The sequence below is a fragment of the Psychrobacter sp. AOP5-GZ1-6 genome, assembly GCF_052376345.1.
In the GTDB taxonomy this organism is placed as follows: domain Bacteria; phylum Pseudomonadota; class Gammaproteobacteria; order Pseudomonadales; family Moraxellaceae; genus Psychrobacter.
Genome location: NZ_JBQSVP010000013.1, coordinates 19,588 through 44,876, shown reverse-complemented (window position 1 = coordinate 44,876; position 25,289 = coordinate 19,588). Strand labels below are relative to the sequence as shown.

Sequence of the window (25,289 nt, the reverse complement as noted above, 5' to 3'; positions counted from 1 at the left end):
CGCTTGCGCTTATATCTGGCTGAAATTATGAATGTTCAACACGCCCTAATTATTGCCAAATTGTTAATACTTCGTTATTATGCCCTCAACATTTAAACGCTAATCATTATCATTAACATTAATGATGTTATTCGCATATGGTTTTTTAAACGCTTTTAAAAAATCCAGCGTTTAAAGCCAGCTCTCAAAGTGTAGTCGTTTTAAAAAAATGGTTTTTAAAGTAAACAGGTATCGAAAATCCTAATCTCTGATAGTAAAAAGTGAGTGTGTTATGCGTGAAGTACAGTTTTCTAGTCGATTGACCGTATTGTCCATGGGCGTGGCAGCGGTGTTGTGGTCGCAAGGGTCGCAAGCGGCAACTACCGATACGGTAGAAGATATGCCAAGCACCACGTTACAAACCATCACGGTGTCGGCCAACAGTTCAGTACGTGAAAAAGTGCAAGAGGGCGGGGTCGATGTAGAAGATTATACGCCCGCTGCGCAGGCAAACCATTTAAGTGATATTTTGGATGTGGTGCCAGGTGTCACTGTGGGCGGTACATCGACCGTCAATCAGCGCATACGTATACGTGGTCTGGATGATAGTCGTTTGAAAGTGACGATTGATGGTGCACGTCAAGAAGGCAAAATGTTTTACCATATGGGCGATGTGACCATCGATCCTGATTTGCTTAAACAAGCCGAAGTCGCGGTGGGCAACAATTCTGTCACGCTAGGTAACGATGCTATTGGTGGCGCAGTTGCTTTTGAGACAGTCGATGCCGCTGATTTGCTAAAACCTGGTCAAAAAATAGGGGCCAAGCTTCATGCAGGTTATGCCAGTAATAACGACGAACTACTGTCGTCAGCGACTGTCTTTGCCGCACCAACAGACAATGTTGATTTACTTGCTTATTATGGTAAGCGTGATGCCAACGCTGGAGAAGATGGTAACGGTCGCCAGATTCAAACCGAAGACAGCAAGGGCGAAAACATCTTATTAAAAGCAGGTGCTTATATTACAGATGATCATCATGTGGGCGCTAGCTTTAGCAGTACTGAAAACGAAGGTAAGTTCCCATTACGTCCCGACTTTCCAGCCAGTCCAGGAGTTGGCAGCTGGAATGAGATTCTACCGCAAAAAGTCAAACGCGACACTTATGGACTAGATTATAACTATAATCCGGTTAACCAGCTAATCGATGTTGATACCAACGTCTATCAAACAAAGACTAAAATCTCGCGAGATACAGACTATACGGTAAACCCTGGTTATGACTGGGAAGCCGAGGTCAAAACTACAGGCGGTAAAATTCAGAATACCAGTGTGATTGATAGCAGCATCGTTGAGGGTATCACTGGTTCGCATAAGCTAATCGCTGGTGTTGAACATTACAAAAAAGAGTCTGAAATGGCACGTGACTCTGCCAAAACAGGTAGCGATGAAGCTCAAAACACCTCTGTGTATTTAGAAGACCAATGGCAGATGGGTAAATTTAGCCTAACGCCAGGTATTCGCTATGATCGCTATGAGTCTCCAGATTTCGTTGCTGATGGTAAAGTATTTAACAACGTCGTCGGTGGATTAGCCGCCAGCTACGAGGTTGCCCCAAGTACTCAGCTATTTGCCAGTTATACCCAATTGTTTAATGGTCCAGATTTGAGCCAAGCTATTTTTAACCAAGATGGCACTGAGACTTATGTAAATGATGACTTAAAAGCAGAAGAAGGTGATAACGCCGAGGTTGGTGTTGTGACCACATTACGTGGTTTGACCACTGCTGATGATGCACTGCAATTAAGTGGTAAATACTTTGAGACCAATATCGAAAACTATATTGAGTTTGTACGGTCAGGCGGTAGGCATTCTGGTTTAGATTGTGCGACGGGTCAGTTAGGCGGTAGTTGCCAAGGTGCAATTAATAAAGATGAAGACTACAAAATCAAAGGTGTCGAGCTTGCCGCCGATTATAAGATGGATGACTTTAGTATGGGCTTGAGCTACGCTCATGCACGTAGTAAAGGCAAAGATAGCGGCTATAGCATCTACTCACAAACAGGCAGTAGCTCTGATTCGGGCGATAAATACATGCTCAATCTGGCTTATGAGCCAACAGACACTACAGAGCTAGGCTGGCGCAGTACCTATGTTGCTTCAGTAACTCCGAATACGGGTGGCGATGACATCGAAAAACCAAGCTATGACATCCATGATATTTTTATGAGCTATTCGCCAAAACAGATAGAAGGAATAAAAGCAACAGTTGGTGTATACAATATCTTTGATGAAAACTATGCCAATCATGCGTCACGTATCGTTGCGCCACGCCCTGACGATGGTACTTTAAGAACTGACTTTGAGCCAGGTCGTAACATCAAAGCTTCTTTAACCTATCAGTTCTAAACCAAACTACTTTACTCATTAGTAGTAAAAAGACCACTTATATTATATAGGTGGTCTTTTTTTATGGCTTATATAATTTGTGAATGTTCAACACGCCCTATTAATAAAAGTAGTTTTCACAAATCAGTAGCCTTCAAAAACAAGTAATTTTCATTCCTAATCATAGAAAAAGCGAGTAAATGCGTTATGCGTGAAGTAAAGTTGTCAAAACTATCTAGTCCATTGACCGTATTATCGATGGGTGTTGCCGCAGTATTGTGGTCGCAGGCGGCGAGTGCAGCTACTGTAGAAGATATGCCAAGTACCACGCTACAGACCATTACAGTGACTGCCAACAGTTCTGTACGTGATGGTATGCAATCGGATTCTATTGACTCAGCTCAGTATATACCTGCAGGGCAAGCGAGTCTTTTAAATGACTTTTTAGACGGTGTGCCAGGCGCTTCAGTAGGCGGTACATCAGCTATGAACCAACGTGTTCGTGTTCGCGGCTTTGATGATACGAATTTAAAAGTGACCGTTGATGGTGCCCGTCAAGAAGGCTATGCGTTCCACCATTCTGGAGATTTGGTCATTGATCCAGACTTATTGAAGCGGTCTGAAGTTTCAGTTGGTAATAACTCAGTCACTTTAGGTAATGATGCGATTGGTGGTGCGGTGGCTTTTGAGACCGTTGATGCAGCAGATTTGCTTGATGTTGATCAAAAGATTGGTGCAAAAATCCATACAGGCTATGGCAGTAATAATGACGAGCTGTTAACCTCAGCGACCGTATTTGCTGCACCGACAGAAAATGTTGATTTATTAGTTTATTATGGCAAACGCTCATCCGACGCAGGTGAAGATGGTGATGGTCGTGATATTCAAACGTCAGACGGTGATACAGAAAGTATTTTGTTAAAAGCAGGTGCTTATTTAGGTAATGATCATCATGTGAGTGGTAGTTTTAGCCGTACAGAAAATGACGGTATGTATCCAGCCCGAGCGGATTTCCCATTGACTGATGAAAATGGCTGGAATCCAGTCATACCTTGGAAACAAAGCCGTGATACCTATACGCTAGAGTATGGCTACAACCCAACCAGTGACTTAGTTGATGTTAAAGCCAATATTTATCAAACTGAAACTTATCTCGATAGAGATAATAAAGGCATTGAAGTTGACTTGATCACCAAAGGTGGCAAAATCGAAAATACCAGCCTCATAGACAGTCAGTTGGGCTCGCATAAGCTGATTACTGGTGTGGAATATTACACAAAAGAGTCAGAGGTAACTCGTCTAGGTGTCCTTGGCGGAAATGACGAGGCAAAAAATACGTCTGTATATTTAGAAGACCAATGGCAAATGGGTAAATTAACGCTAACACCTGGTGTTCGTTATGATCATTACGAAGCACCACAAGATGTGGCAAATGGTGAAACGTACGACAATGTTGTGGGTGCTTTTGCCGCCAGTTATCAAGTGTTGCCAAGCACCAATATATTTGCAAGTTATACCCAGTTGTTCAATGGTCCTGACTTACAGGAAGCCATCCGTAATACAGATGGTGAAGATAAATATATTTCTTCTGATTTAGAGCCCGAAACTGGTAGTAATGCCGAAGTTGGTGTATCCACTATTTTCCGTGGCTTGACCACTGAAAACGATTCGTTACAGCTTTCTGGTAAGTACTTTGTGACAGATTTGGAAAACTGGATTACGTACGAGAGCGGTATCGATTGTAATACAGGACTGGCCTCTGATACTGGCACATGCGCAGGCTCATTTAATGCAGATGAAGATTATGAAGTCAAAGGGGTAGAGCTCTCAGCTGATTACCGTACCAGTAACTTCAATATGGGCTTGAGCTATGCACGAGCGCGTAGCGAAGGTAAAGAGACTGGCTATAGTTTGTCTCAAGGCACTGGTGATGAAAATGACTCTGGTGATAAGTACATGGTTAACCTGGGATATGCACCAACTGATACGCTTGATTTAGGCTGGCGTAGTACGTATGTGACTTCTATCAACCCTAATACAGGTGATGATACAGATCAAGAAAAAGAAGGCTATGACGTACATGATATATTCATGACCTACAAGCCTCAGCAGTTAGCGGGCGTGAAAGCGACCCTAGGTGTGTACAATATGTTTGATGAAACGTACGCAAATCACTCATCACGCTACTCAGCCGATTCGGACTATACTGATTATGCGATGGGAAGAAATGTGAAAGCTTCTTTAACTTATCAGTTTTAATATATAAATAATTGGCATTTGATAGATAGGGCGTGTTGAGTATTCAGCACGCCCTAAGCGTAGGTAACTTCTAAAGCAAGTTAGCCTTACCAGTTGTACCCAACAGTAAATCGAAAATCAGGTACCGTCAGTGACTTCCTAAGTCGCTACAGACTGACCCTCCCTCCTTAGAAGTCCTAAATTTGTAGTCAACGTTTTTGTATTCAATTTATCATTTTTTGACTATACATTATTAATTTAATGTTAATGATAATAATTATTATTAATATTTGCATTAATATTTCTGTTTTGCTAAAGTGTGTTTTGTTTATTACAGAACTATTAACAGCTTTTTGTATTACCTCTCTTTGGAGGCTTTATTGTGATTACTATTTAAATGAGTTGGCTTTTGCCAGTCGCAGTATCACCAAACCTTTAACCGTATGCAGTAGATACTTTTACTAGTCTTTCATCTATCGATATTTAAGCCTTTTGGCTATGTTTTAGTCCCGTTTTCATCATACATATACTGGATAACAAGTTTGTCTTGCTTGGCAGTCGTGTGCCTATTTGTATGTATCAACTTATATATGCTTACGATGTGGATGCCACATCAAAAATGACTAAAATTGTTCGAGATTGAAAGATTCTATTGAGATCAAATGCTTCAAGGAACATTATTCATGTCAAAACTCTCAAATATTTCGCCTCAGCAGCACCTTAATGCTCCAAAAACCTCACAACCTTTAGCGACCGGCAAAGTTTTGCTAAGCATCGCTATCGCCTCTATTCTTAGCAGCACCGCTTTTGCTGCTGAGGGTGATGAGGTAGCTGTGCATGAGGCGACTGACCAAGAAGCAGTACCTACAGCGACACTTGATACTATTGTGGTGCGAGCGGCAAGAGAGGAGCTAGAGCAGGCGGCAGGACTGTCCGTTATTAGTGAAGAAGCCATCGAAAAATCATCCGTTTCTAATGATATTTCAGAAATTGTACGTAAGATGCCAGGTGTGAACCTGTCAGGGTCATCGACGTCAGGTCAACGTGGTAACCAACGTCAGATTGATTTGCGTGGTATGGGTCCAAACAACACGCTTATCTTAATCGATGGCCGTCCAGTTACCTCGCGTAATTCCTCACGACCTAGCCGTGGTGGTGAGCAAGACACGCGTGGTGATTCGCAATGGGTACCACCAAGTGCAATTGAGAGTATCGAAGTATTGCGTGGTCCTGCTGCTGCTCGTTATGGCTCAGGTAGTATGGGCGGTGTGGTAAACATCATCACTAAGCGCCCGACTGATACAGAGTTTTCTGTGACTGGGCACTACGAGGCACCAGAGAGCGACTTAGAAGGCAGTAGCTGGCGTACCAATGTCAATATGGCAGGCGCTTTGACTGACAAGCTGTCCTCACGTACCACTCTAGGCTATCACGATAGTGAAGCAGATGATCCGTATATTAATGCAGCTGAAGCACTAGATGATTCAGTAGCAGCAGGTACTGAAGGGGTTGAAAATATCGATGCGCGCCAAGTGTTTGAATACGCGATGGATGCGATGAATACGGTCGGTTTTGAGGTCAATTATAGCCGTCAAGAAAACCGATGGGCGGGTGACTCATTATTCCAGTCAGTGAATGAAACGTTGATAAACGAACTAGACGGTGAAACAACGAGCAAAATGCAACGCTACGGCGCGGCGATTACCCATCGCGGTGAGTATGATAATGCTAGTAGCAATAGCTTTGTGGAGTACACTCGGACAATTAATGAGCGTTTGGGTGAAGGTAGTGCGGGTGGTGGTGAAGGTCAGATTGTCATACCTGACGACGGCGAGGATTTTGAATGGGTAGAGGCAACCTACGATACGCTCAATGCCAAATCAGAGTGGGATATCTATTTTGACCGTCATACTTTAACGGCTGGTGCTGAGTTCCGCGGCGAGAGGTTAGACAACCCTGTGGTATCTGATATGACATTTGATGATGGTTTTGAGTTTGGTGATGTGGAGACCGACCCTGACAAGCGCGACCCGACCTCAGATGCTTACCTCATCGGTGCTTATTTAGAAGATAACTATGAGATCACGCCTGATTGGTATGTCACGCCAGGTCTACGCTTCGATTATCATAGCGAAGCTGGCAGTAACTGGTCGCCGAGTATCAATACCACTTGGCACTTTAGCCCTGATTGGTCAGTGAAGGCAGGTGTCAGTCGTGCATTTAAAGCGCCATCGCTGTACCAGCTTGACCCAAACTATATTTACTACACTCGTGGAAATGGCTGTCCATCTTGGGTACCTCTTGATGAAAGAGGTTGTCAAGTCTTAGGTAATCCTGACCTAGAAAATGAAACCTCTTGGAACAAAGAGCTGACCTTTACTTATGATGATGGCACTGGGCTGAATGCAGGCTTGACTTATTACCACAATGCCTATGATAACCGCATTGGCGCTGGTACGGATCGTGTGGCGGTAGATACGGCGACAGATCGTTCTATCTTTCAATGGGACAATCAAGGTGAAGCAATTGTTGAAGGTTTAGAAGGCTTTGTACAAGTACCAGTCACTGACAATGTAAGATGGTCTTCTAATATCACTGGTAACATCCGCTCAGAGCGTAAAGACAATGGCGAGCCATTATCGCTCATTCCTAAGTTCACTGTAAACACGGGTGTCGATTGGGATATCACGCCTCAGTGGAATGCTGGTTTTGATGTGAGCTACTATGGCACGATTGAAGCCCCAACGATTTCAGCGACGACGGGAGATGATAGTGATGACCCGTTGCTTGATCGCGAGCCGTATGCCATTGCTAACGTGAGCACTCGCTATGATTTGACAAAAGCGATTACGGTTGGTGCTGGTGTCAAAAACTTATTTGATACGGGTGTTTATCGTGAGGGTACTGCTACGAATGCTGGTGCACGTACGTTCAATGAGCCTGGCCGTACTTATGTGTTCGACGTTAGCGTTGACTTTTAATAAGTAGACATAAAATTTGTTCGATTAGAAAAGGTCTGAGCTACTGGCTCAGACCTTTGTGCTGTCAGTAACTTTTTTAAATGGTCTTATCTAAGCAATCGTTTTTTAGTAGGCCTTTTAAAGAAGCTTTTTTAATTCTTTAACTTTCTAATTCTTTAAATTTTTAATCAATAACTATCACAATATAACAGCAGATTCATTTATGTCATTTAATATTCGCTATAGCTGTCTTTGGATTCACCGTTATACTGGGCTTGCTATGGCCGCGTTTTTAATTATCGCTGGTATTACTGGCACGCTATTGGCATTTCATGAGGAGTTGGATGATGTCTTCAATCATGAACTGGCTCAGGTTGATGTCCAAGAGACACCACAACTCCCTATTGCCACGCTTCATGATAAGGTGGAGAGTGCATATCCAGAACATACCTTTTCTAGTATGCCAACATCAATAGAGGCTGATCGGTCTGCGGTGTTTTCGGTAGATAGAGTCCGAGGTCCGGCTGCCAATAACCAGCCACAAGCACTGTTTCAAGAAGTGTATGTCCACCCTTATACGGGCGATATCATCGGTACTCGTGATAGAGATGAGTGGGCATGGCGCAATACCATGTGGAAAGTGTTTTGGCTACATCGTGACTTGTTACTTGATGATATTGGCAAGTTGATACTGGGTATTGTCTCGCTCGTTTGGACGATTAATTGCTTTATTGGCTTTTATTTGACTTTTCCTAGAGCTGCTAAAAAGAAAAAGACGCAGAAAAAACAATCCACTAAAAAACGCGCGTCATTTCTCAAGCGTTGGTTGCCAGCATGGAAAATTCGTACCAAGAGTAACCTGTTTAAACTCAATTATGATTTGCATCATGCTTTCGGGTTATGGCTTTGGGGTATTTTATTTGTCATCGCTTGGTCGAGTGTTGGTTTTAATTTACAGCAAGTCTATCGACCCGTGATGCAGGCAGTCGTTGGATTAGAAGGACGAGGCGAAAAACAAGAAAAGTCAAAAAAACCACCTGAGAAAATGAGAAAGTCACCTAGTGTCGAAGCTAGCACTGAAGCCACTGACATCAGTGCTCTGGGTACTGTTGATGTGGTCAATAAGGCCAATAGCATTGCTTATTTAAGTGAGCAGGCTGCCATCGCGGCTCAACGTCAGGGCATGAGCGTACAGCAGTTATTGGGTATACGTTGGATTGAGGATGACAGTCAATGGCAACTGCGCTTTAAGACGAATAAAGATATTGGCAAAAAAGGCGGTGCATCATCTATCACGGTCAATGCAAAAACCGGTAACGTTGAGCGTGTGAATTTTGGTTATCAAAACTCATCATTCGGTGGTAAAACAAACAATTGGTTAATGAGCTTGCACATGGGGCATATTAGCCACGGTATCGGTCATTTGTTGTATCAGATATTTTTAGCAGTATTAGGTTTGGTTGTGACGGTGTTGTCAGTGACGGGTGTTTATCTGTGGTGGAAAGGGCGTCAAAGTCGATTAAAGGCGCTGCAAAAAGGCAGGTGATATTGCCAAATTGGCTAGGGCATTCTATCAACTTAATTGCACAAATATTGTGTATGCTATCCAGACAGTAAAAATAAAGGAAGCAAACTTCTCACCTAGCATAACCCATTTATGCCATGTATTATTTTTATCATAGTTCTTTGTATAATCTACTGAAGCAATATCTTGAGTAAAGTCCATAGGAATAACGACTAATCTTAGCGCATATAAAGTTATTCCTAACCAAAAAAAGGTATTTGCTATGTCTTTATCTACAGCAGAAGACAGGCACAGACAAAAGCTCACGATTAAAAACAGTATCAATAGATTTTTATAGTTTATCCATCGATGATTTAATAGCATTTTATGCATCAAGAATTCCTTTTTTCGTCTGCAAAGTTCTGTATTTAAACCGCATCAACAATTACTGGACGGCCTTGATGGTTCAGTACGGTCACATCAACGTTATACAGCTCTTTCATCGTCTCTTGTGTGATGACATCGACAGGCTGACCAACAGCCATCACTTGGCCTTCTTTCATAGTGACTACGGTGTCAGCGAATTGTGCTGCTTGATTGATATCATGTAATACAATCACCACGGTCTTTTGCTGACTGTGGCTAAGCTCACGCAGCTCACGCATCAGTCGACCAGCATGGTACATATCTAAATTATTCAATGGCTCATCAAGCAATAAATACGGCGTATCTTGGCAAACAATCATCGCAATCAATACGCGCTGGCGTTGACCACCAGATAGCGTCGATAAAAAGCGATCGGCCAATAGTTCTAGCTCAAATCGCTCGATAATTTCTTGTACTTTTTGCTGATCGTTTGCTGTGGGTTGCCCTTGATGATATGGATAGCGTCCAAACATCAGCAGCTCATGTACGCGTAGTCGTCCTTGCACGTGGTTTTCTTGCCCGAGCATCGCGACGGTCTTGGACAAGGTCCGCGCATGACAGCTGACAATATCACGTTCCTCATTATCTACAGCGAAACTCACTTGTCCTGACTGTAACGGCTGCAAGCGTGCCATAACCGAAAATAAGGTGGATTTGCCAGCACCATTTGGACCTATCAACGCAATGACTTGTGCACTTGGCAAGGACAACGTAATGTCATGCAGGATTTGCTGTTTGCCGATATGGTATGAGATATTATCTAATTTAATCATAGTGCTTCTTGTTTTTAGAGAGTGCTAATTTTGATTAAGAGTGCTAAATGCCCGCTATGTATCACGAGTTATCGACGGCGACGTTGTGTCGTAAAAATTAATAATAAGAATACTAAGCCACCCACCAATTCGATCACAACGGATAATACACCTGCCATACCCAGTACTTGCTCAAAGACAGTTTGACCGAGTACCAAGCAAATCATAGCAACCAAGCTGACCAATATCAGCCGTTCAGTGTGATACATGTGACGAGCGATACGATTGGTCAAGGCACACACCAATAAGCCAAAGAAGGTCACAGGGCCAACCAACGCCGTAGCAGTGGCGACCAATATAGCGATAATGGTCAATAGTCCAAATGCTAGGCGCTGATAATGGATACCAAGGTTAATGGCTTGGGATTTACCAAGCATCAGTACATCGCACTGATAGCGCCAGCGCCATACACATATCGCCGTGATAGCACAGATAAATACACTGATACCGAGTAACTGAGGGTTGACTGTATTAAACTGCGCGTAGCTAGCTGATTGTACGACGACAAAATCATCAGGGTTGATTAGCCGTGCAATCAATGTTGATAAGCTGCGAAATAACACACCAAAGATAACACCGACCAATATTAATCGAGTCAAATCTTGACTGCTCTTTGAAAATAGCAGCTTAAATAATAATAATGACGCCCCAAACATCAGGACAATTTCAAGGCTAAATTTGGCAAGGGGATCAATACTGGTAAAGCTGATTGCCCCCAAAAAGAACACCAGTAGACTTTGTAGTAAGATATATAGTGAGTCAAAACCTAATAAAGAAGGCGTGAGAATTGGATTGTGCGTTAAGGTTTGAAATAGTAGTGTTGAGACCCCAATCGCATAGCCAACGACCATTAACGCCAGCAGTTTTTTGCCACGTAAGGGTAGGGCAAAGTCCCAATGTCCGTTGACGTTCAGTGTCAAAAACAGCAGCATTGAAATTGCTAAAACGGCAGTAGCGATTGACTTTGGGTGATTCACAATCCATGTCCAAGATTGGGCGATACGAGCCTGCCACGTTGTTGCATGAGCACCGTTATTTAAGACCTCTTTTTTTCTGATGCTGTTTTTCGCATGATTGGTTTTTTTGGAGTGGGGCGTAGATGGTGAAAACATGCGTGAGTCCTGTAGTATCAAGCATAAGCATAAGCATCAAGCATAAGCATAAGCTTATCGATCAGCGGGAGCGCGTAACAGCAGCCATAAAAACAGTACCGTACCAACCACCCCAAATACTGTAGCGACCGGTACTTCAAATGGATAGCGGATAGAGCGACCAATGATATCGCAGAGTAGGACAGCCGAGGCACCGAGTAGCGCCACTGCTGGCAAGCTACGGCGTAACTTATCTCCCATCAGTCGGCTGACGATATTGGGAACGACCAAACCGATAAAAGGAATCATGCCAACGGTGACCACAACAACAGCACTCATCATTGCAACCATACCAACGCCAAGCCACGTAACTTGTCGTTTACTAATGCCTAGGTTCAGCGCGATATTGTCACCCAAGCCCACGATGGTCAGCTTATCAGCAATGATATAAGCCAACACGCAGAGACCTCCTGTCAGCCAAAGCAGCTCATACCGACCCGCTAGTACACCAGAAAAATCTCCAAACTGCCAAACGCTCAGCATCTGTAACGATTCAGTCTGATAAGCGATAAAGGTCGTTGCCGCCTCGATAATGCCACCAAAGACGATGCCGATCAGAGGAATCATCAAAAAGTCAGTCGGCGGGATCCGGTGAATGAGTAGCATAAACAGCATCATGCCAAAGACCGCTGTGATCGTGGCCACGCCCATTTTAATAATAAGCGCACTGGCTGGGAATAGTAGACTGACCACTAGCAGTCCGAGCGCCGCGCTTTGAGTGGCGCCGACCATTGATGGCTCAACAAAGCGGTTTTTTAGCACCACTTGGATAATCATTCCTGCCACTGCCATCGAGACGCCAGTCAAGATAATTGCAATAGTACGGGGCAGTCGGCTAACTAAAAAAAGCGAGCTATCAGAGTTGGCACTGTGATTGATAAGGCTGTGTAACACACCAGACCATGAAAAATCTGCCACGCCAATAGATAAACTCAATAACACCAAAAGCCCCATAATAATGAGGCTGCCCGTGTTGATTAACCATGGTGGCATGGCGGCACGGCGATTTTTAGAGTTGAGACTGTTGCCAGTACCGCTTTTCCAACTCGCTGATGCGGCTGGCAAAGAAGTACTGGATTTAACGCTGGGCTGTGCACGATGTGAAAATAAAGACATAACGGCTACTGGCATACAAATAAGTTGTAAAGACGGTCATGAAAAACGGTCTAAAACAAAAGTGGCGTTTACTTAGCGTTAGTAAAGGCATCTCTGATGGTTGTCAAATCTTGTATCCACTGATAATAGCCACCAAACGCAAGGTAAGAATCTGGGCTGAGATAAACCACTTGGTCTTTTTTCCATGCGGTGGTTTGTGCTACTAATGGATTGTCTAATACTGCTTTTGCACCAACACTGTCTGCACCGATAGCGGCACTACGGTCTACCACAAACAACCAGTCTGGATTTACTTTTTGTAGGTATTCAAAAGAGATTGGTTGACCATGACGACCATCTTTTATTTGATCATCAGCGATTGGTATGTCTACGACATTATGAATAAAGCCGTAGCGTGATTCAGCACCATATGTCGACATTTTATTGCCGTTGACCATGACCACTAGACCCTTACCACTGTCTTTAGTGACAGCCTTGGTTTCTTCAATCAAACCATCGATGTCTTGTTGTAGCTTAGCAGCCTGTTCGCTTTTGCCAAATAATGCGCCTAAATCAGCCAAGCGTTGCTTGCTTGATTCATAGATATTGGCGGTATCGATAGACATGTCTAGTGTTGGTGCGATGTTAGACAGCTCATCGTATTTTTCGGCCATGCGTGAGCCAACTAAAATGGCTTGTGGTTGCATGGCGTTCAGTGCCTCAAGATCTGGCTCAAATACTGTACCCACAACTGTAGGCTCTGGCTGGTTTTTAGAATGAAGATTGTCTAGAGATTCTGTAGTAGTTGGCGCGCCATCAATAGCCACATCGAGTGCTGCTAAATCTTGCATCAACGTCATGTCATATACCACGACAGGCGATGGATTTACTGCTAAATCAACATCTCCTCTTACTGTATCAAGAGTAATGATGTCAGCAGTTTGGTTTTCAGTGGTGGTATCCGTTGTCTCAGCATCGCTAGATTCAGGCGAGCTACAGCCTGCCACACTGATACTAGTAACCAGTGCAGTTATCATAGCAGTCAGTAATGGGCGTTTAAAAAACGTAGACGAAGGATTAGAGAATAAGGAAGTAGCCATAAATAACTCGGTATGTTATTGGTTTGGGTATAAGGAAGATGAGTACCCGTATAAAAAATGAAATGAGCTTATCTAATATAAGATATATACCTGACAATGCTCGGCGGTGTTGCTTTGGCAGCTATTATTGCTGATCACTTGGTTTTACATTTACTGTATGGGTGTGTTTACATTTTTTTGTGTAAAATAGGTAATACTACTTTATAAGTAACCAAAGAATGGCAATGATAAGGCAATTGAGATTGATTATCAATACAAATGATAATGGTTTTTATTAACAAACTGAAGTTGGTTTGATATAATTGTTCAAATAAGGAAAATTATTGTAATTTAGTATTGATAATAATTATCGTTTACATTATTATCTACGCCATTCTATCTCCGTTAATTAATATTAGGGTGTTATGAGTTCAACGAATTTAGACGCGCCATCACCTAAATTGACTCTCGCGACTATCGCTATAGTTGTGGGATTGCATGCGCTGACGGCAGTCGCATTAGCGGCGGTCAAAGCGCCTGAGATGAAAGTAGAACCAGAAAAGGTGACACCACCTATTGAGATAGAGCTGGTCACGCCACCGCCTCCACCACCACCTGTGGAGATTGAAGAGGTGAAAATTGAAGAAAAACCGAAACCGGTCAGAGAGGTTAAGCCTAAGCCAAAAGCGAAGCCAGTTGCTGCGCTCAAGCCTAAAGTTGTGAAGAAAAAGCAACCAGTAGAGAAGCCGAAAGCGAAAAAAGCTGAAAAGCCTAAGCCTGCTGAGTTCACACCACCACCTGCGCCACAAAAAACTGCCCCTCAAAAAAGTAATATGACGCAAGTGGCTGATGATCAGCGCAAGCTTTTGGCGGCGAAAGCCGAACAAGCGAGAAGAGATGCATTATTAGCTGAACAACAGCGAGCACAAGCCGATGCCGATGCAAAAGCAGCACAGGTACAAGCTGCAGCAGACGCAAAGAGGGCTCAAGAAATAGCTGATGCTAAAGCGGCTGCTGATGCAGCTGCGGCACAAAAAGCAAAAGAAGCGGAAGCTGCGGCTGCGGCTGCTAACAATACACCGGTGCAATTTACTGCTAATAGTGCCAGCTGGGCATCTAAGCCAAACTTCGAATTTCCTAAACGTGCTGCATCTAGCGCTCGTCCAGGTGCGACTTTTAATGTTGTACTGAAAATGACCGTCAATAAACAAGGTGTTATTAGTAATGTGAGAGTGGCAAGGTCGTCAGAGAATAGAGCAGTTGATAATGCAGCTAAACGACAAGTCACATCTGGTAGATTTAAACCTTTTACTGAAAATGGTGTTCCAAGAGTAGGAAATGTCACATTTACTGTTTCTTATAAAGTGCCAAAGTAATACCAAGTTTTTTATAAATTGTGATATCAATATTAATAATTTTAAATAACATTGTCATAATGAAAGCAACTGTGCTATCTGCAATGATATCAAGTCATAACACAAAAGACGAAGGAGTCTGACATGGACTTTATGCAATACTGGCAATATAGTGACATGGTGACCAAAACCTTGTTCTTTTTACTATTCGCCTTATCCCTTATCTCTTGGGTGACGGGTATCATTCGTGTACTACAGAGCCGCAAGCTGGCTTCTACGGTTGCCGATGATTTGGCTCATCAAATTCAAGCCAAACAGACTGGATTGAGAGAAGTGGATGCGCCGACGCGTCGCGTCATAATCGAGCAGGCGTTACTCAAGCATATTGGTCGCTATCGTTTTTCTAGTGAGCGTGGACTACCTATCCTTGGTACGACGGCAGCGATTGCACCATTTATCGGTCTGTTTGGTACGGTTTGGGGTATTTTTCATGCGCTGCATAGTATTGGTACAAGTGGACAAGCAGGACTAGGACAAGTGGCAGGACCTGTTGGCGAAGCACTTATCATGACAGGCTTGGGTATCGCTGTCGCTATTCCAGCGGTGGTCTTTTATAACCTTGCTATACGTATCAATCGCCGTGTGATGTATCACGCAAATGACAGAGCGCATGACTTACTGGCGGATGCTGCACACATAAATACGTCAACTATTAATAATGTGAGTAAGAAGACAGCCGCTGAGCCAGTCGCCGTATCAGTAACTCCAAGTAGCGCGCAAGCGAGTAAAACTGACAGATCATATCGCAATGCGTCTACCTCACAGCCGTAGAATACATAGTAAAATCGTGGCTGTTATCTCAACCAGATAGCTAGCAGCCAGCTTTATGGCAGTACGACTAAGCACACATAGCAAGTATATATTGAGAGTAATTATGGCATTTCAATTAGGTGATGATGACGTCCAAGGTATGAATGAGATGAACCTCATTCCGCTTATCGATGTCATGCTGGTTTTGATGATTATCTTTTTAGTGACTGCAACTGTACTTAATCCGACTGTACCGCTTAATTTGCCAGAGACAAGTGCACAAGTGAATGATCCACCACCAGAAGCTATTCAGATTAGTATTGATCAGGACGCGGGCATATTTTGGGACAGTGAGCCTCTCACAATAGAGCAGTTGGATGAGCGCCTGCAGCAGCAAGGTGCAGAAGGTAAGAACCCTTCTATTCAGCTACGTGCAGACAAAGAAAGCAAATACGACACCGTTGCACAAGTATTGGCATCGGCTAGTGAAGCAGGACTGACCAAGATAGCTTTTGTGAATGAGTAAAGCGTGTATATAGAAGGGATGACGTGTGTTAGATAGCCAACCATCATCAAGGTAGCTAGTATAATAATAAAATAAAAATAATAAAATCTTCTCCAGCCTCACTGAGTACTTAAACCTCAAATTAAGTACTCATTGGGGTTTTCTTTTTACCAATGATGTCTCAGTAGATGGTATCTGTGACCAAAAGGGCTATGTCCGAAAGGATAAGGTGATCGTAGATAATCCAAGTTCTGCTGGCGGATATAGTAGTAACGCCCTTGTGAATAAGCCTCTTCTAACTTTTCAATACCCTCGATCGGACAGACAGGTTGCCAGTCATAGCCTTCGCGGCCAAGCTTATAGGCAGTGAGTTCGGTACAGTAGTTTTCGAGTCCTTGCTGACGTCCTTGTTCCCACAGCACACGATTGGGTGTTGCTGCGCCTATGCTTGCACAGCTATTCGCATAATGACCAAAATAAGCACCTGAGCGACCAACGCTACCATCTGCACGGCCGATTTCTTCCCAATTACTGGTTTGGCATTGCTGTGGTGTGAGGCTTTGCGTGGTAGCACAGCCGGATAATGCCAGTAATGTGATACCCAGCAGAGATAGGGTGATACCGGGTTGGCTTGTGATTTTCTGAGCCAGTTTATTTGAAAAGTAAGCAGTCGATGAGTTTCGCTTAATAAGATAATTCATAATAAACCTGCGCGTGTTTAAAATTATGGTTTATCATAGCATTTTTTGCGGCTGACAATTTTTTGTATTTGTTTATCATATTTATTTTTGGTTGGTATAAGTGTTTGATATCTATATATATATAGCGGTTTTGGTACAGTGTAGATGCTTCATTATACAGTGATTGTTATTTTATACTGCTTGATTTTTCTAGGTTTGTGCTCATTATAAGCAGCTATATATGATGTTATTCCAATAGCGGCATGTTTTTTAGTATCACTACTTTAGCCAAAAGGTTAGACGATCATGGGCATATTCATTGGTGTTGTCATTGTACTATTTGTATTAGGGAGTATGATGGCGCTCAAACCTAACGGTATTGATCAGCGTTTGGATAAGCTGCGTATGACTGCGCGTCGGCTACAACTTAACCCAAAATTAGTGGCCTGTCCTGACTGGATCAAGGGCAAAGATAATGAATATGGCCGCGGCATGATGGGTCAGTACTGCTTGGTGCTAGAAGATATGCAGTTGCCGCATACACGCTATCAAGTGATTGATGGACAATGGCGCCCGGATAGCAGTTTTGTTGATACGATTAAAAAAGATACTAAGCTTACTATTCCCAGTGCCATTCGTGCTCATCATAGTAATACGGATAGTGTGGTCAAAAAAACCAATTTCAGTTTGGATAAAACGCCACTAGATTTGCCAGTGAGTATTCAACCCTTTGTAAAAGGTTTATGGACTAAGGCAAACAGCATTATTATTTATTGGGAAGACATTGCTTATGTACGTCCGTTAAGTAATCCTGCGTACCATCATACGTTGATTGAAAGAGATCTATTAGCGCTCAAAGAGAATTTGGAAAAGTGGGCGTCAGAAATGCAGAAAAATAAGACAAGGTAGTAAATTATTTTTTGGTCACCATTAATAATCAATAAGCAAGTGCTTTTGATAAACTCATAGTCATTTTTAGTTGACAGTTTAATGGCTAGCAGTGTAACGTCTTTATAACTATATCTTTATTTTATGGTTATTATTTGTTTTATAACTATTTTTATGAGCATTTATTATTGAGGGTATACCTCAGTGTCATGGTTAAAAACTTAGTAAGCGCTAATACAATAATTCGCTGAGCGACTATAACCAATTATTATAAATTGCCATGCGGCTAAATTTATTTATACCTTTTAATTTATTTATACCTTTTAATTTACTTATATTTTTTAATTTACTTATATTATGGTGTCGTCAAATATGGCAAAAACCACAACCAAAAAAAGCCCCACATCTACTGCTGACAAATCAAAGGGCAAGTCTTTGGTGATTGTAGAATCACCAGCCAAAGCAAAAACGATTAATAAATACCTTGGTGATGACTTTGTTGTACGCTCAAGTATCGGTCACGTGCGTGATTTGCCAGTTGGTGCTAGTAAGAGCGCAAAAAAACCAGCAACGACCAAAAAAGATGAGACTTTAACGAAAGAAGAAAAAACTCAGCAAGCATTGGTCAGACGCATGGGCGTCGACCCAGAACATGACTGGGCGGCAGTCTATGAAGTGCTACCAAATAAAACCAAGGTAATCAAAGAGCTCAAAGCCTTAGCCAAAGACGCTGACAAAATCTATCTCGCAACGGATATGGATAGAGAAGGGGAAGCGATTGCTTGGCATCTAAAAGAAGTGATTGGTGGTGCTAATAGTAAATATGAGCGTGTGGTATTCAATGAGATTACCAAATCTGCCATTCAAAATGCCTTTAAACAGCCTTCTAAGCTCGATATAGATCGGGTGAATGCTCAGCAAGCACGACGATTTTTGGATCGAGTGGTCGGTTTTATGGTGTCGCCTCTGCTGTGGCAAAAAGTTGCACGTGGTCTATCAGCAGGTCGCGTACAGTCGGTTGCTATGCGCTTGGTCGTAGAAAGAGAGCATGAGATTCGTGCCTTTATACCAGAAGAGTATTGGCAGATTCATGCAGACACGCATGTTGCGACTAGTAAAAAAGATGCTGAAAAGATCGGTATACGTCTAGAAGCGACCAAACAAGGTGGCAAAACGCTTAAGCTCGTCAATAAAGAGCAGACTGATAAAGTATTAGCAGTGTTAAACGCCAATGATTTTATCGTCAAAGAGCGCGAAGAGAAGCCCACACAGTCGCGTCCAAGTGCGCCATTTATTACCTCGACATTGCAACAAGCAGCCAGTACTCGATTGGGGTTTTCGGTTAAGAAAACCATGATATTGGCACAGCGGTTATATGAAGCAGGTCACATCACGTATATGCGTACCGATTCGACGTTTTTGTCGGGTGATGCGCTGGCTGCCGCTCGAGGTTATATCGAAGACAACTATGGTACAAAGTACGTGCCAGAAAAGCCAAATTTCTATGGTAATAAACAAGGCGCACAAGAAGCGCATGAGGCCGTTCGACCTTCTAACGTCAATATGAAGTCAATTCAGCTCAAAGGGGTTGAGCGTGACGCAATACGCCTGTATGAGCTGATTTGGCGTCAGTTTGTGGCCTGTCAGATGCTGCCAGCAAAATATCTGTCAGTAAATTTATTTGTAAGTGCTGATGATGTTGAGCTAAAAGCCCGTGGTCGTACCATGGTGTTTGATGGTTATACCAAAGTATTGCCACCAGCCAAGACCGACGATACGCTATTACCTGATGTTAAAAAAGGCGATAAATTAACGCTTGATAAGTTGGACCCGAGTCAGCACTTTACCAAGCCACCACCACGCTTCACCGAGGCGAGTTTGGTTAAAGAGCTTGAGAAAAAAGGCATCGGCCGTCCATCGACGTACGCGTCTATCATCTCAACCATTCAAGATCGTGGTTATGTAAAGCTTGAAAACAAACGTTTGTTTGCCGAAAAAATGGGTGATATCGTTACTGATAGGCTAACGGCAAGCTTTCCAGATTTGATGGATTACACGTTTACCGCTGCGTTAGAAGACAAGCTCGATCATGTTGCAGAAGGTGATAAAGACTGGAAAGATGTGCTTGATAACTTCTATGGTGAGTTCAAAACCACGCTTGAGCGTGCCAAAGAAAAAGACGGCATGCGTCCCAATGATCCAACGGATGTACCTGACGTTCATTGCGATCTGTGCGGTCGTCCGATGCAATTGCGTACCGGTTCAACAGGTGTGTTCTTAGGTTGTACAGGTTATAACTTACCACCAAAAGAGCGCTGCAAAGGCACCAAAAACTTAATGCCAGTTGAGGCTTTTGCCAACCTTGATGATGCAGAAGGTGATGACGAAGCAGCAGAAGTTAAAGATTTGATGGAGAAAAAACGCTGTCCGAAATGTGGTACAGCGATGAATGGCTATATCGTCGATGGTGGTCTCAAATTACATATCTGTGGTAACAATCCTGATTGTGATGGTTATGTCTTAGAAGAGGGTAAATTCGAGGTACCGGGTTCAGATGCACCAACCATCGACTGCAATAAATGTGATGGGCAAATGGAGCTCAAGACGGGACGTTTCGGTCCTTATTTTGCCTGTCAAAAATGTGACAATACACGTAAAGTATTAAAAACAGGAGAAGCCGCACCGCCGCGTATGGATCCTATTCATTTGCCAGAGCTAAAGTCAACCAAGCATGATGATTATTTCATCTTGCGTGAAGGGGCTGCTGGGATGTTCTTGGCAGCGTCTAAGTTCCCGAAAGTACGTGAAACACGGGCACCGAAACTGGCTGAGCTAAGAGATATCAAGGATAAGATGGAAGACAAGTTCCAGTATCTGTTTGAAGGACCAGACGAAGATCCTGACGGCAATGCAACGATATTGCGCTGGTCACGTAAGAAAAAAGAGCAATATATCGGCTCTGAGAAAAACGGTAAAGCCACGCGTTGGGGTGTTTACTGGCGCAAAGGCGAGTGGGTAGAAGAGTAAAATCTCTTTTATCTTTGTCATAAATAGTGTTAAGCCATAAAAAACCTCTTAGATTATCTAAGAGGTTTTTTTATGCTATCAATCATACTTAGTTTTAATCGCATTTAGCTTCAATAACATTCGGCCCAAGTAACATTTAGCTTTAAATGTCATTAGTGTGCTATTACATCGTTTCGATGATACCGCAAGCGACGCGGTCACCAGCATCACCTGATGGCTGACTGGTATAATCATCTGTACCACCATGTACGATAAACGCTAAACGGTTTACGCTGTACTTACCCGCTTCTGTTGCAGAGATTTTCTTATTGACATAGTTAATAGTCGCGACACCGTTATCATTGGCAGTTAAGTTAGGCAAGTCACCTGCGTGACCATTCATATCGTTTGGGCTAGAGTGAGGCTTATTGTCTGGATTAAAGTGACCACCAGCCGCTTTACCCATGTCAGCACAGCTACCTGTCTCATGGATGTGTAGCGCCACTGTTTGCCCTGGTTGTAGGTTCATCAGCTTGCCATAAACTTGCACACCTTCATCGACTGGGCGCAAGAATACTTGTCCGACTTCTTTTTTATCACTACCAACGGTATAAATCGTTGATTTTAGGGTAGGTTGGTTTAACGGATTACCTGTTTGCATCTGACCTTCTACGGTTTGACAGCCAGTCATTGCTAGTACTGAACCACATAGTAGGGTACTTGCTAGTAATGTCTTACTCATTATTATCTCCATTTATATTTGATTGTTATGGTAAATTTATTTTTAGGTGTTAGGGGCTGTTTAACATCAGATTTAGTATAGCTAAGCGTTGAAATAGTTATTCACTAGAAGCGCAACAATCAGTTAATAAATGTAAGTAACGTATATCGTTCAGCCTTTAGTATTGACTAATTATGCCGCATGCAATACGAGTGTTAGTCTTTTCTAAAGACAAATCCTTATCGTCAACTGGAATGGGATAAACAACAAAAGCTTGCTGATACACACTGTTTGATCGATATTTTTTATGAGAGATATCCGTTGTTATATAGTCAACTTTGGCGATGCCTTGCCTATTAACCTTGATCACTGACGGAGAGCTGAAAGAGAGTCTTGAATGTGATAGTGGTGCAGATGTAGAGTTTAGATAGCCGCCAGCTACTTTACCACGGTTGATACAAGCACCAGACATATAGATATTAATGTTCAATAATGAGTCGGATGGTAAGTTGGTCAATGTGCCATATACTTGAATGCCACTATCGACGCGGCGCAAATAAATTTGCCCAGCATCTTGATTTTTATACGTGGTTTTAAGGTTAGCCGTCATAAATGGTTTGCTTGATTTGATATAACTGAGAGGGCTTTCACAACCAGCCATAATCAATACAAAAGCGCAAAGAGGTACAGATATCATTTTTCTCATTATCCATCCGGTAATATTGTTTTAACGGTTTTTTGATGTAGCTGTAATTATCTTATATCATTTAGAACTATTGTTTATATTTTTTAATAAGTTAAGGGGTATCATAAATTATATCAATGTGCTAATTGATGACACGCCCTAGGGGGTTACGGATTGAATATTCAATAGACCTTAAAGGATTTGAAATAGAAATAATCGCTTAAATAAAAAAGCCGCCCATCATACGATGAGCGGCTTTTTAGAGCTTGTCAGATTAAGCTAATAATATAACTATTTATTAACTGTGCAATGCTTTACCTTTGGTTTTATCCACTGTTACTTTGGCAGGCTTAAGTGGTTTTGGCATACTAACCAACGCAACTTTTAATATCTCTTCAATCGTGGCGACTGGCTGAATAGTTAGGCCTTCTTTCACGTTATCAGGGATATCAGCCAAGTCACGCTCGTTGGTTGCAGGAATCAATACATGCTTGATACCGCCGCGATGTGCCGCAAGCAACTTCTCTTTTAGACCACCGATACGTAGGATCTTACCACGTAAGGTAATTTCACCTGTCATCGCGATATCTGGGCGAATGGCAATACCAGTCAATGCAGATACTAGCGCTGTCGTCAGTGCGCCACCAGCAGAGGGGCCGTCTTTTGGCGTGGCTCCTTCTGGCATGTGTACGTGGACGTCAGTGGTTTTAAACGTTTCGTAATCGATGCCTAAGCTATCACCACGTGCACGAACCACGCTCATGGCCGCACGAATTGACTCTTTCATCACATCGCCAAGTGAGCCTGTGAAGCTCAGTTCGCCTTTGCCTTTCATGGCGACTGCTTCGATGGTCAATAATTCACCACCAACCTGTGTCCACGCAAGACCAGTGATACGGCCAATCTCCGGCTCTTCTTCTGCCAGACCATAATCGTACTGATGGACTCCTAGATAGTCATTGATGTTTTTATCATCGACCACTACCAGTTCACGATTTGCCTTTTTCGGTGTGCGCGCACCATGTGTTTCGACGGAACCGCGAACCACTTTACGGCAGATCTTGTTGACTTCGCGTTCAAGATTACGAACGCCAGCCTCACGTGTGTAGCTACGCACGATGCTGTGTAATGCTGCTTCTACAATCTCAATCTCGCCGTCTTTGAGACCGTTATTTTTAATCGCTTTTGGGACGAGATACTTCTGCGCGATATTAACTTTTTCTTCTTCGGTATAACCAGGCAGACGAATGACTTCCATACGGTCAAGCAGTGCCGCTGGTATATCCATGCTATTGGCAGTACAGATAAACATCACTTGCGATAAGTCTAAGTCCATATCTAAATAATGGTCGTTAAACGTATCGTTCTGTGAAGGATCCAATACTTCAAGCAATGCTGATGCTGGATCGCCGCGGAAGTCTTGCGCCATCTTATCGATCTCATCCAATAAGAACAGCGGGTTTTTGACTTCCACTTTGGCCAATGATTGGACGATTTTACCCGGCATCGCACCAATATAAGTACGGCGATGACCACGTATCTCAGCTTCGTCACGCACACCGCCCAGCGCCATACGCACGAACTTACGACCAGTCGCTCGGGCAATTGACTCACCCAATGAGGTTTTACCCACACCTGGAGGGCCGACGAGACATAGAATAGGGCCGCGCAGTTTTTTCACCCGTGATTGAACGGCTAAGTACTCTAAGATGCGATCTTTCACATCTTGCAGACCGTAATGGTCTTCGTCTAATACAGTTTTGGCTTTATCTAAATTGATAGAGACTTTGGTCGTCGCATTCCATGGCGTGTCCAAAATCCATTCAATATAGTTGCGAACCACTGATGATTCACTTGATGCAGGTGGCATCATTTTGAGTTTCTTAAACTCTTGCTCTGCTTTTTTGCGCACATCGTCTGGTAGGTCAGCCTTTTCTAAACGTTGTTCCAGCTCTGCCACATCGTCATCACCATCGAACACGCCGTCATTCATATCTGACAGCTCATTCTTAATGGCTTTCATTTTTTCATTTAGGAAGTATTCGCGCTGATTATCTTCCATTTGCTGACGGACCGCTTCTTGGATGTCTTGTTCGATATTTTGTTCAGCGCTTTGTTTGACCAAATATTCAGTCAAGGTATTGATGTGTGTTTTGATGTCGTCTTGTTCTAGGAATGACTGCTTGATGTCAAGATCCATCGACACACGGGTTGAGATAAAGTAGATCAATTCAAGTAAGTCATCGATACGTTTTGCCACACGCGTTAGCTCACGCGCATTACGTAGGCGTGCATCGGCATAACTTTCAAATAGCGTGGTTAGTGCTTGAATAGTGTTCTTTTGCTGACTTTCATCCATACTCATATCGAGATCAGTACGCTCAAAACGAGCCATCAATAAATCATCATGGTTTTCGATGTTATCAACGCGCGCACGATACTGACCTTCGATCAATACTTTAATGCAGTTCTCATCGCTGTCATGCGGCATGGTGCTGACGATGCGGCAAACAGTACCATATTGATATAAGTTGTCGTGATCAATATCTTCAGTTAGCGAGTCTTTTTGCGCGACTACCAGCACTTTATTGCCGTACTCTGCCTGTGCTAGCTCTACCGCTTTCACCGATGGCGCACGTCCTACAAACAATGCAATCTGCATGTGTGGATAAACGACGACGTCGCGTAATGCTAGCAGTGGCAAGTAGCTTTCGTCTTCATTGTCTTTGACAACGTTAGACGTGGTGTCTAACTCATCAGTAGATGAGCTCTCTGACTCATTGCTTGCGTCAGTATCAGTATTAAGGGCAGATGATACATCGATGTCGATGTTGTCTTTATCAATATTATGTTCACTCATATATTTTTCCTCGTTCCCCAGACTTGTAAAGTCAAGTTCGTGGTTCATTGTTAGATAAATGGTGCTCACAGATAAAATTGCAAGGCTTTTTGAGCAAGTCAGATGCTTATCTTGATTAAATAGCCATATCTGTATAGATATTGCGATGG

The 25,289-nt window shown here is 43.0% G+C and carries 17 protein-coding genes; 9 read left to right on the top strand and 8 right to left on the bottom strand.

Annotated features, from left to right (window positions below; all coding sequences use genetic code 11):
• Nucleotides 1–271: 271 nt before the first annotated feature.
• The 4 genes from ACT3RN_RS03455 (at nucleotide 272) to ACT3RN_RS03440 (ending at nucleotide 9,109) form a co-directional block, all read left to right on the top strand.
• Entirely contained in the window at nucleotides 272–2,386 is a 2,115-nt protein-coding gene (locus ACT3RN_RS03455; RefSeq protein WP_192518223.1) for a TonB-dependent receptor domain-containing protein, read from the top strand.
• Nucleotides 2,387–2,572: 186 nt separating this feature from the next.
• On the top strand, nucleotides 2,573–4,624 hold the full coding sequence (locus tag ACT3RN_RS03450; protein ID WP_444518485.1) for a TonB-dependent receptor domain-containing protein: 2,052 nt from the start codon (nucleotides 2,573–2,575) through the stop codon (nucleotides 4,622–4,624).
• A 662-nt stretch (nucleotides 4,625–5,286) separates the two neighbouring features.
• On the top strand, nucleotides 5,287–7,584 hold the full coding sequence (locus ACT3RN_RS03445) for a FepA family TonB-dependent siderophore receptor (RefSeq protein WP_444518484.1): 2,298 nt from the start codon (nucleotides 5,287–5,289) through the stop codon (nucleotides 7,582–7,584).
• Nucleotides 7,585–7,786: 202 nt separating this feature from the next.
• Nucleotides 7,787–9,109, top strand: a complete 1,323-nt coding sequence (locus tag ACT3RN_RS03440; RefSeq protein ID WP_192991724.1) for a PepSY-associated TM helix domain-containing protein — start codon at nucleotides 7,787–7,789, stop codon at nucleotides 9,107–9,109.
• A gap of 386 nt (nucleotides 9,110–9,495) precedes the next feature.
• Here ACT3RN_RS03440 and ACT3RN_RS03435 read toward each other — a convergent pair whose 3' ends face one another.
• The 4 genes from ACT3RN_RS03435 to ACT3RN_RS03420 form a co-directional block, all read right to left on the bottom strand.
• A complete protein-coding gene (locus tag ACT3RN_RS03435) occupies nucleotides 9,496–10,266 on the bottom strand; it encodes an iron ABC transporter ATP-binding protein (RefSeq protein WP_192991722.1) in 771 nt (256 codons plus the stop codon).
• Nucleotides 10,267–10,334: 68 nt separating this feature from the next.
• Entirely contained in the window at nucleotides 10,335–11,417 is a 1,083-nt protein-coding gene (locus ACT3RN_RS03430) for an iron chelate uptake ABC transporter family permease subunit (protein WP_413469388.1), read from the bottom strand.
• Nucleotides 11,418–11,471: 54 nt separating this feature from the next.
• Nucleotides 11,472–12,449 carry an ABC transporter permease gene (locus ACT3RN_RS03425; RefSeq protein ID WP_192518227.1) on the bottom strand — a complete coding sequence of 326 codons (978 nt, stop codon included), beginning with the start codon at nucleotides 12,447–12,449 and terminating at the stop codon, nucleotides 11,472–11,474.
• Nucleotides 12,450–12,640: 191 nt separating this feature from the next.
• Nucleotides 12,641–13,651 carry a siderophore ABC transporter substrate-binding protein gene (locus ACT3RN_RS03420; RefSeq protein ID WP_444518483.1) on the bottom strand — a complete coding sequence of 337 codons (1,011 nt, stop codon included), beginning with the start codon at nucleotides 13,649–13,651 and terminating at the stop codon, nucleotides 12,641–12,643.
• 404 nt (nucleotides 13,652–14,055) lie between these two features.
• Here ACT3RN_RS03420 and ACT3RN_RS03415 point away from each other — a divergent pair, with 404 nt between their 5' ends.
• From ACT3RN_RS03415 to ACT3RN_RS03405, 3 genes are all read left to right on the top strand, one after another.
• On the top strand, nucleotides 14,056–15,006 hold the full coding sequence (locus tag ACT3RN_RS03415; RefSeq protein ID WP_192518217.1) for an energy transducer TonB: 951 nt from the start codon (nucleotides 14,056–14,058) through the stop codon (nucleotides 15,004–15,006).
• A 123-nt stretch (nucleotides 15,007–15,129) separates the two neighbouring features.
• On the top strand, nucleotides 15,130–15,816 hold the full coding sequence (locus ACT3RN_RS03410) for a MotA/TolQ/ExbB proton channel family protein (RefSeq protein ID WP_192518216.1): 687 nt from the start codon (nucleotides 15,130–15,132) through the stop codon (nucleotides 15,814–15,816).
• 103 nt (nucleotides 15,817–15,919) lie between these two features.
• Nucleotides 15,920–16,321, top strand: coding sequence for an ExbD/TolR family protein (locus tag ACT3RN_RS03405; protein ID WP_192518215.1), 402 nt, complete (start codon nucleotides 15,920–15,922; stop codon nucleotides 16,319–16,321).
• Nucleotides 16,322–16,467: 146 nt separating this feature from the next.
• Here ACT3RN_RS03405 and ACT3RN_RS03400 read toward each other — a convergent pair whose 3' ends face one another.
• Nucleotides 16,468–17,001: a DUF2799 domain-containing protein gene (locus ACT3RN_RS03400; protein ID WP_444518482.1), complete on the bottom strand. Its 534-nt coding sequence runs from the start codon at nucleotides 16,999–17,001 to the stop codon at nucleotides 16,468–16,470.
• A 285-nt stretch (nucleotides 17,002–17,286) separates the two neighbouring features.
• Here ACT3RN_RS03400 and ACT3RN_RS03395 point away from each other — a divergent pair, with 285 nt between their 5' ends.
• Both ACT3RN_RS03395 and topA read left to right on the top strand, forming a co-directional pair.
• Complete coding sequence (locus ACT3RN_RS03395) at nucleotides 17,287–17,889, top strand: hypothetical protein (protein ID WP_192518213.1); 603 nt, start codon at nucleotides 17,287–17,289, stop codon at nucleotides 17,887–17,889.
• A gap of 351 nt (nucleotides 17,890–18,240) precedes the next feature.
• On the top strand, nucleotides 18,241–20,895 hold the full coding sequence (gene topA / locus ACT3RN_RS03390) for a type I DNA topoisomerase (RefSeq protein WP_192518212.1): 2,655 nt from the start codon (nucleotides 18,241–18,243) through the stop codon (nucleotides 20,893–20,895).
• 163 nt (nucleotides 20,896–21,058) lie between these two features.
• Here the strand turns inward: topA and ACT3RN_RS03385 are convergent, their stop codons facing one another.
• From ACT3RN_RS03385 to lon, 3 genes are all read right to left on the bottom strand, one after another.
• The gene (locus ACT3RN_RS03385; RefSeq protein WP_192518211.1) at nucleotides 21,059–21,616 is read right to left on the bottom strand and encodes a superoxide dismutase family protein; all 558 of its coding nucleotides are present in this window, start codon (nucleotides 21,614–21,616) and stop codon (nucleotides 21,059–21,061) included.
• Nucleotides 21,617–21,773: 157 nt separating this feature from the next.
• Entirely contained in the window at nucleotides 21,774–22,301 is a 528-nt protein-coding gene (locus tag ACT3RN_RS03380) for a superoxide dismutase family protein (protein ID WP_192518210.1), read from the bottom strand.
• A gap of 277 nt (nucleotides 22,302–22,578) precedes the next feature.
• The gene (gene lon, locus ACT3RN_RS03375; RefSeq protein WP_225739060.1) at nucleotides 22,579–25,140 is read right to left on the bottom strand and encodes an endopeptidase La; all 2,562 of its coding nucleotides are present in this window, start codon (nucleotides 25,138–25,140) and stop codon (nucleotides 22,579–22,581) included.
• Nucleotides 25,141–25,289: the final 149 nt, after the last annotated feature.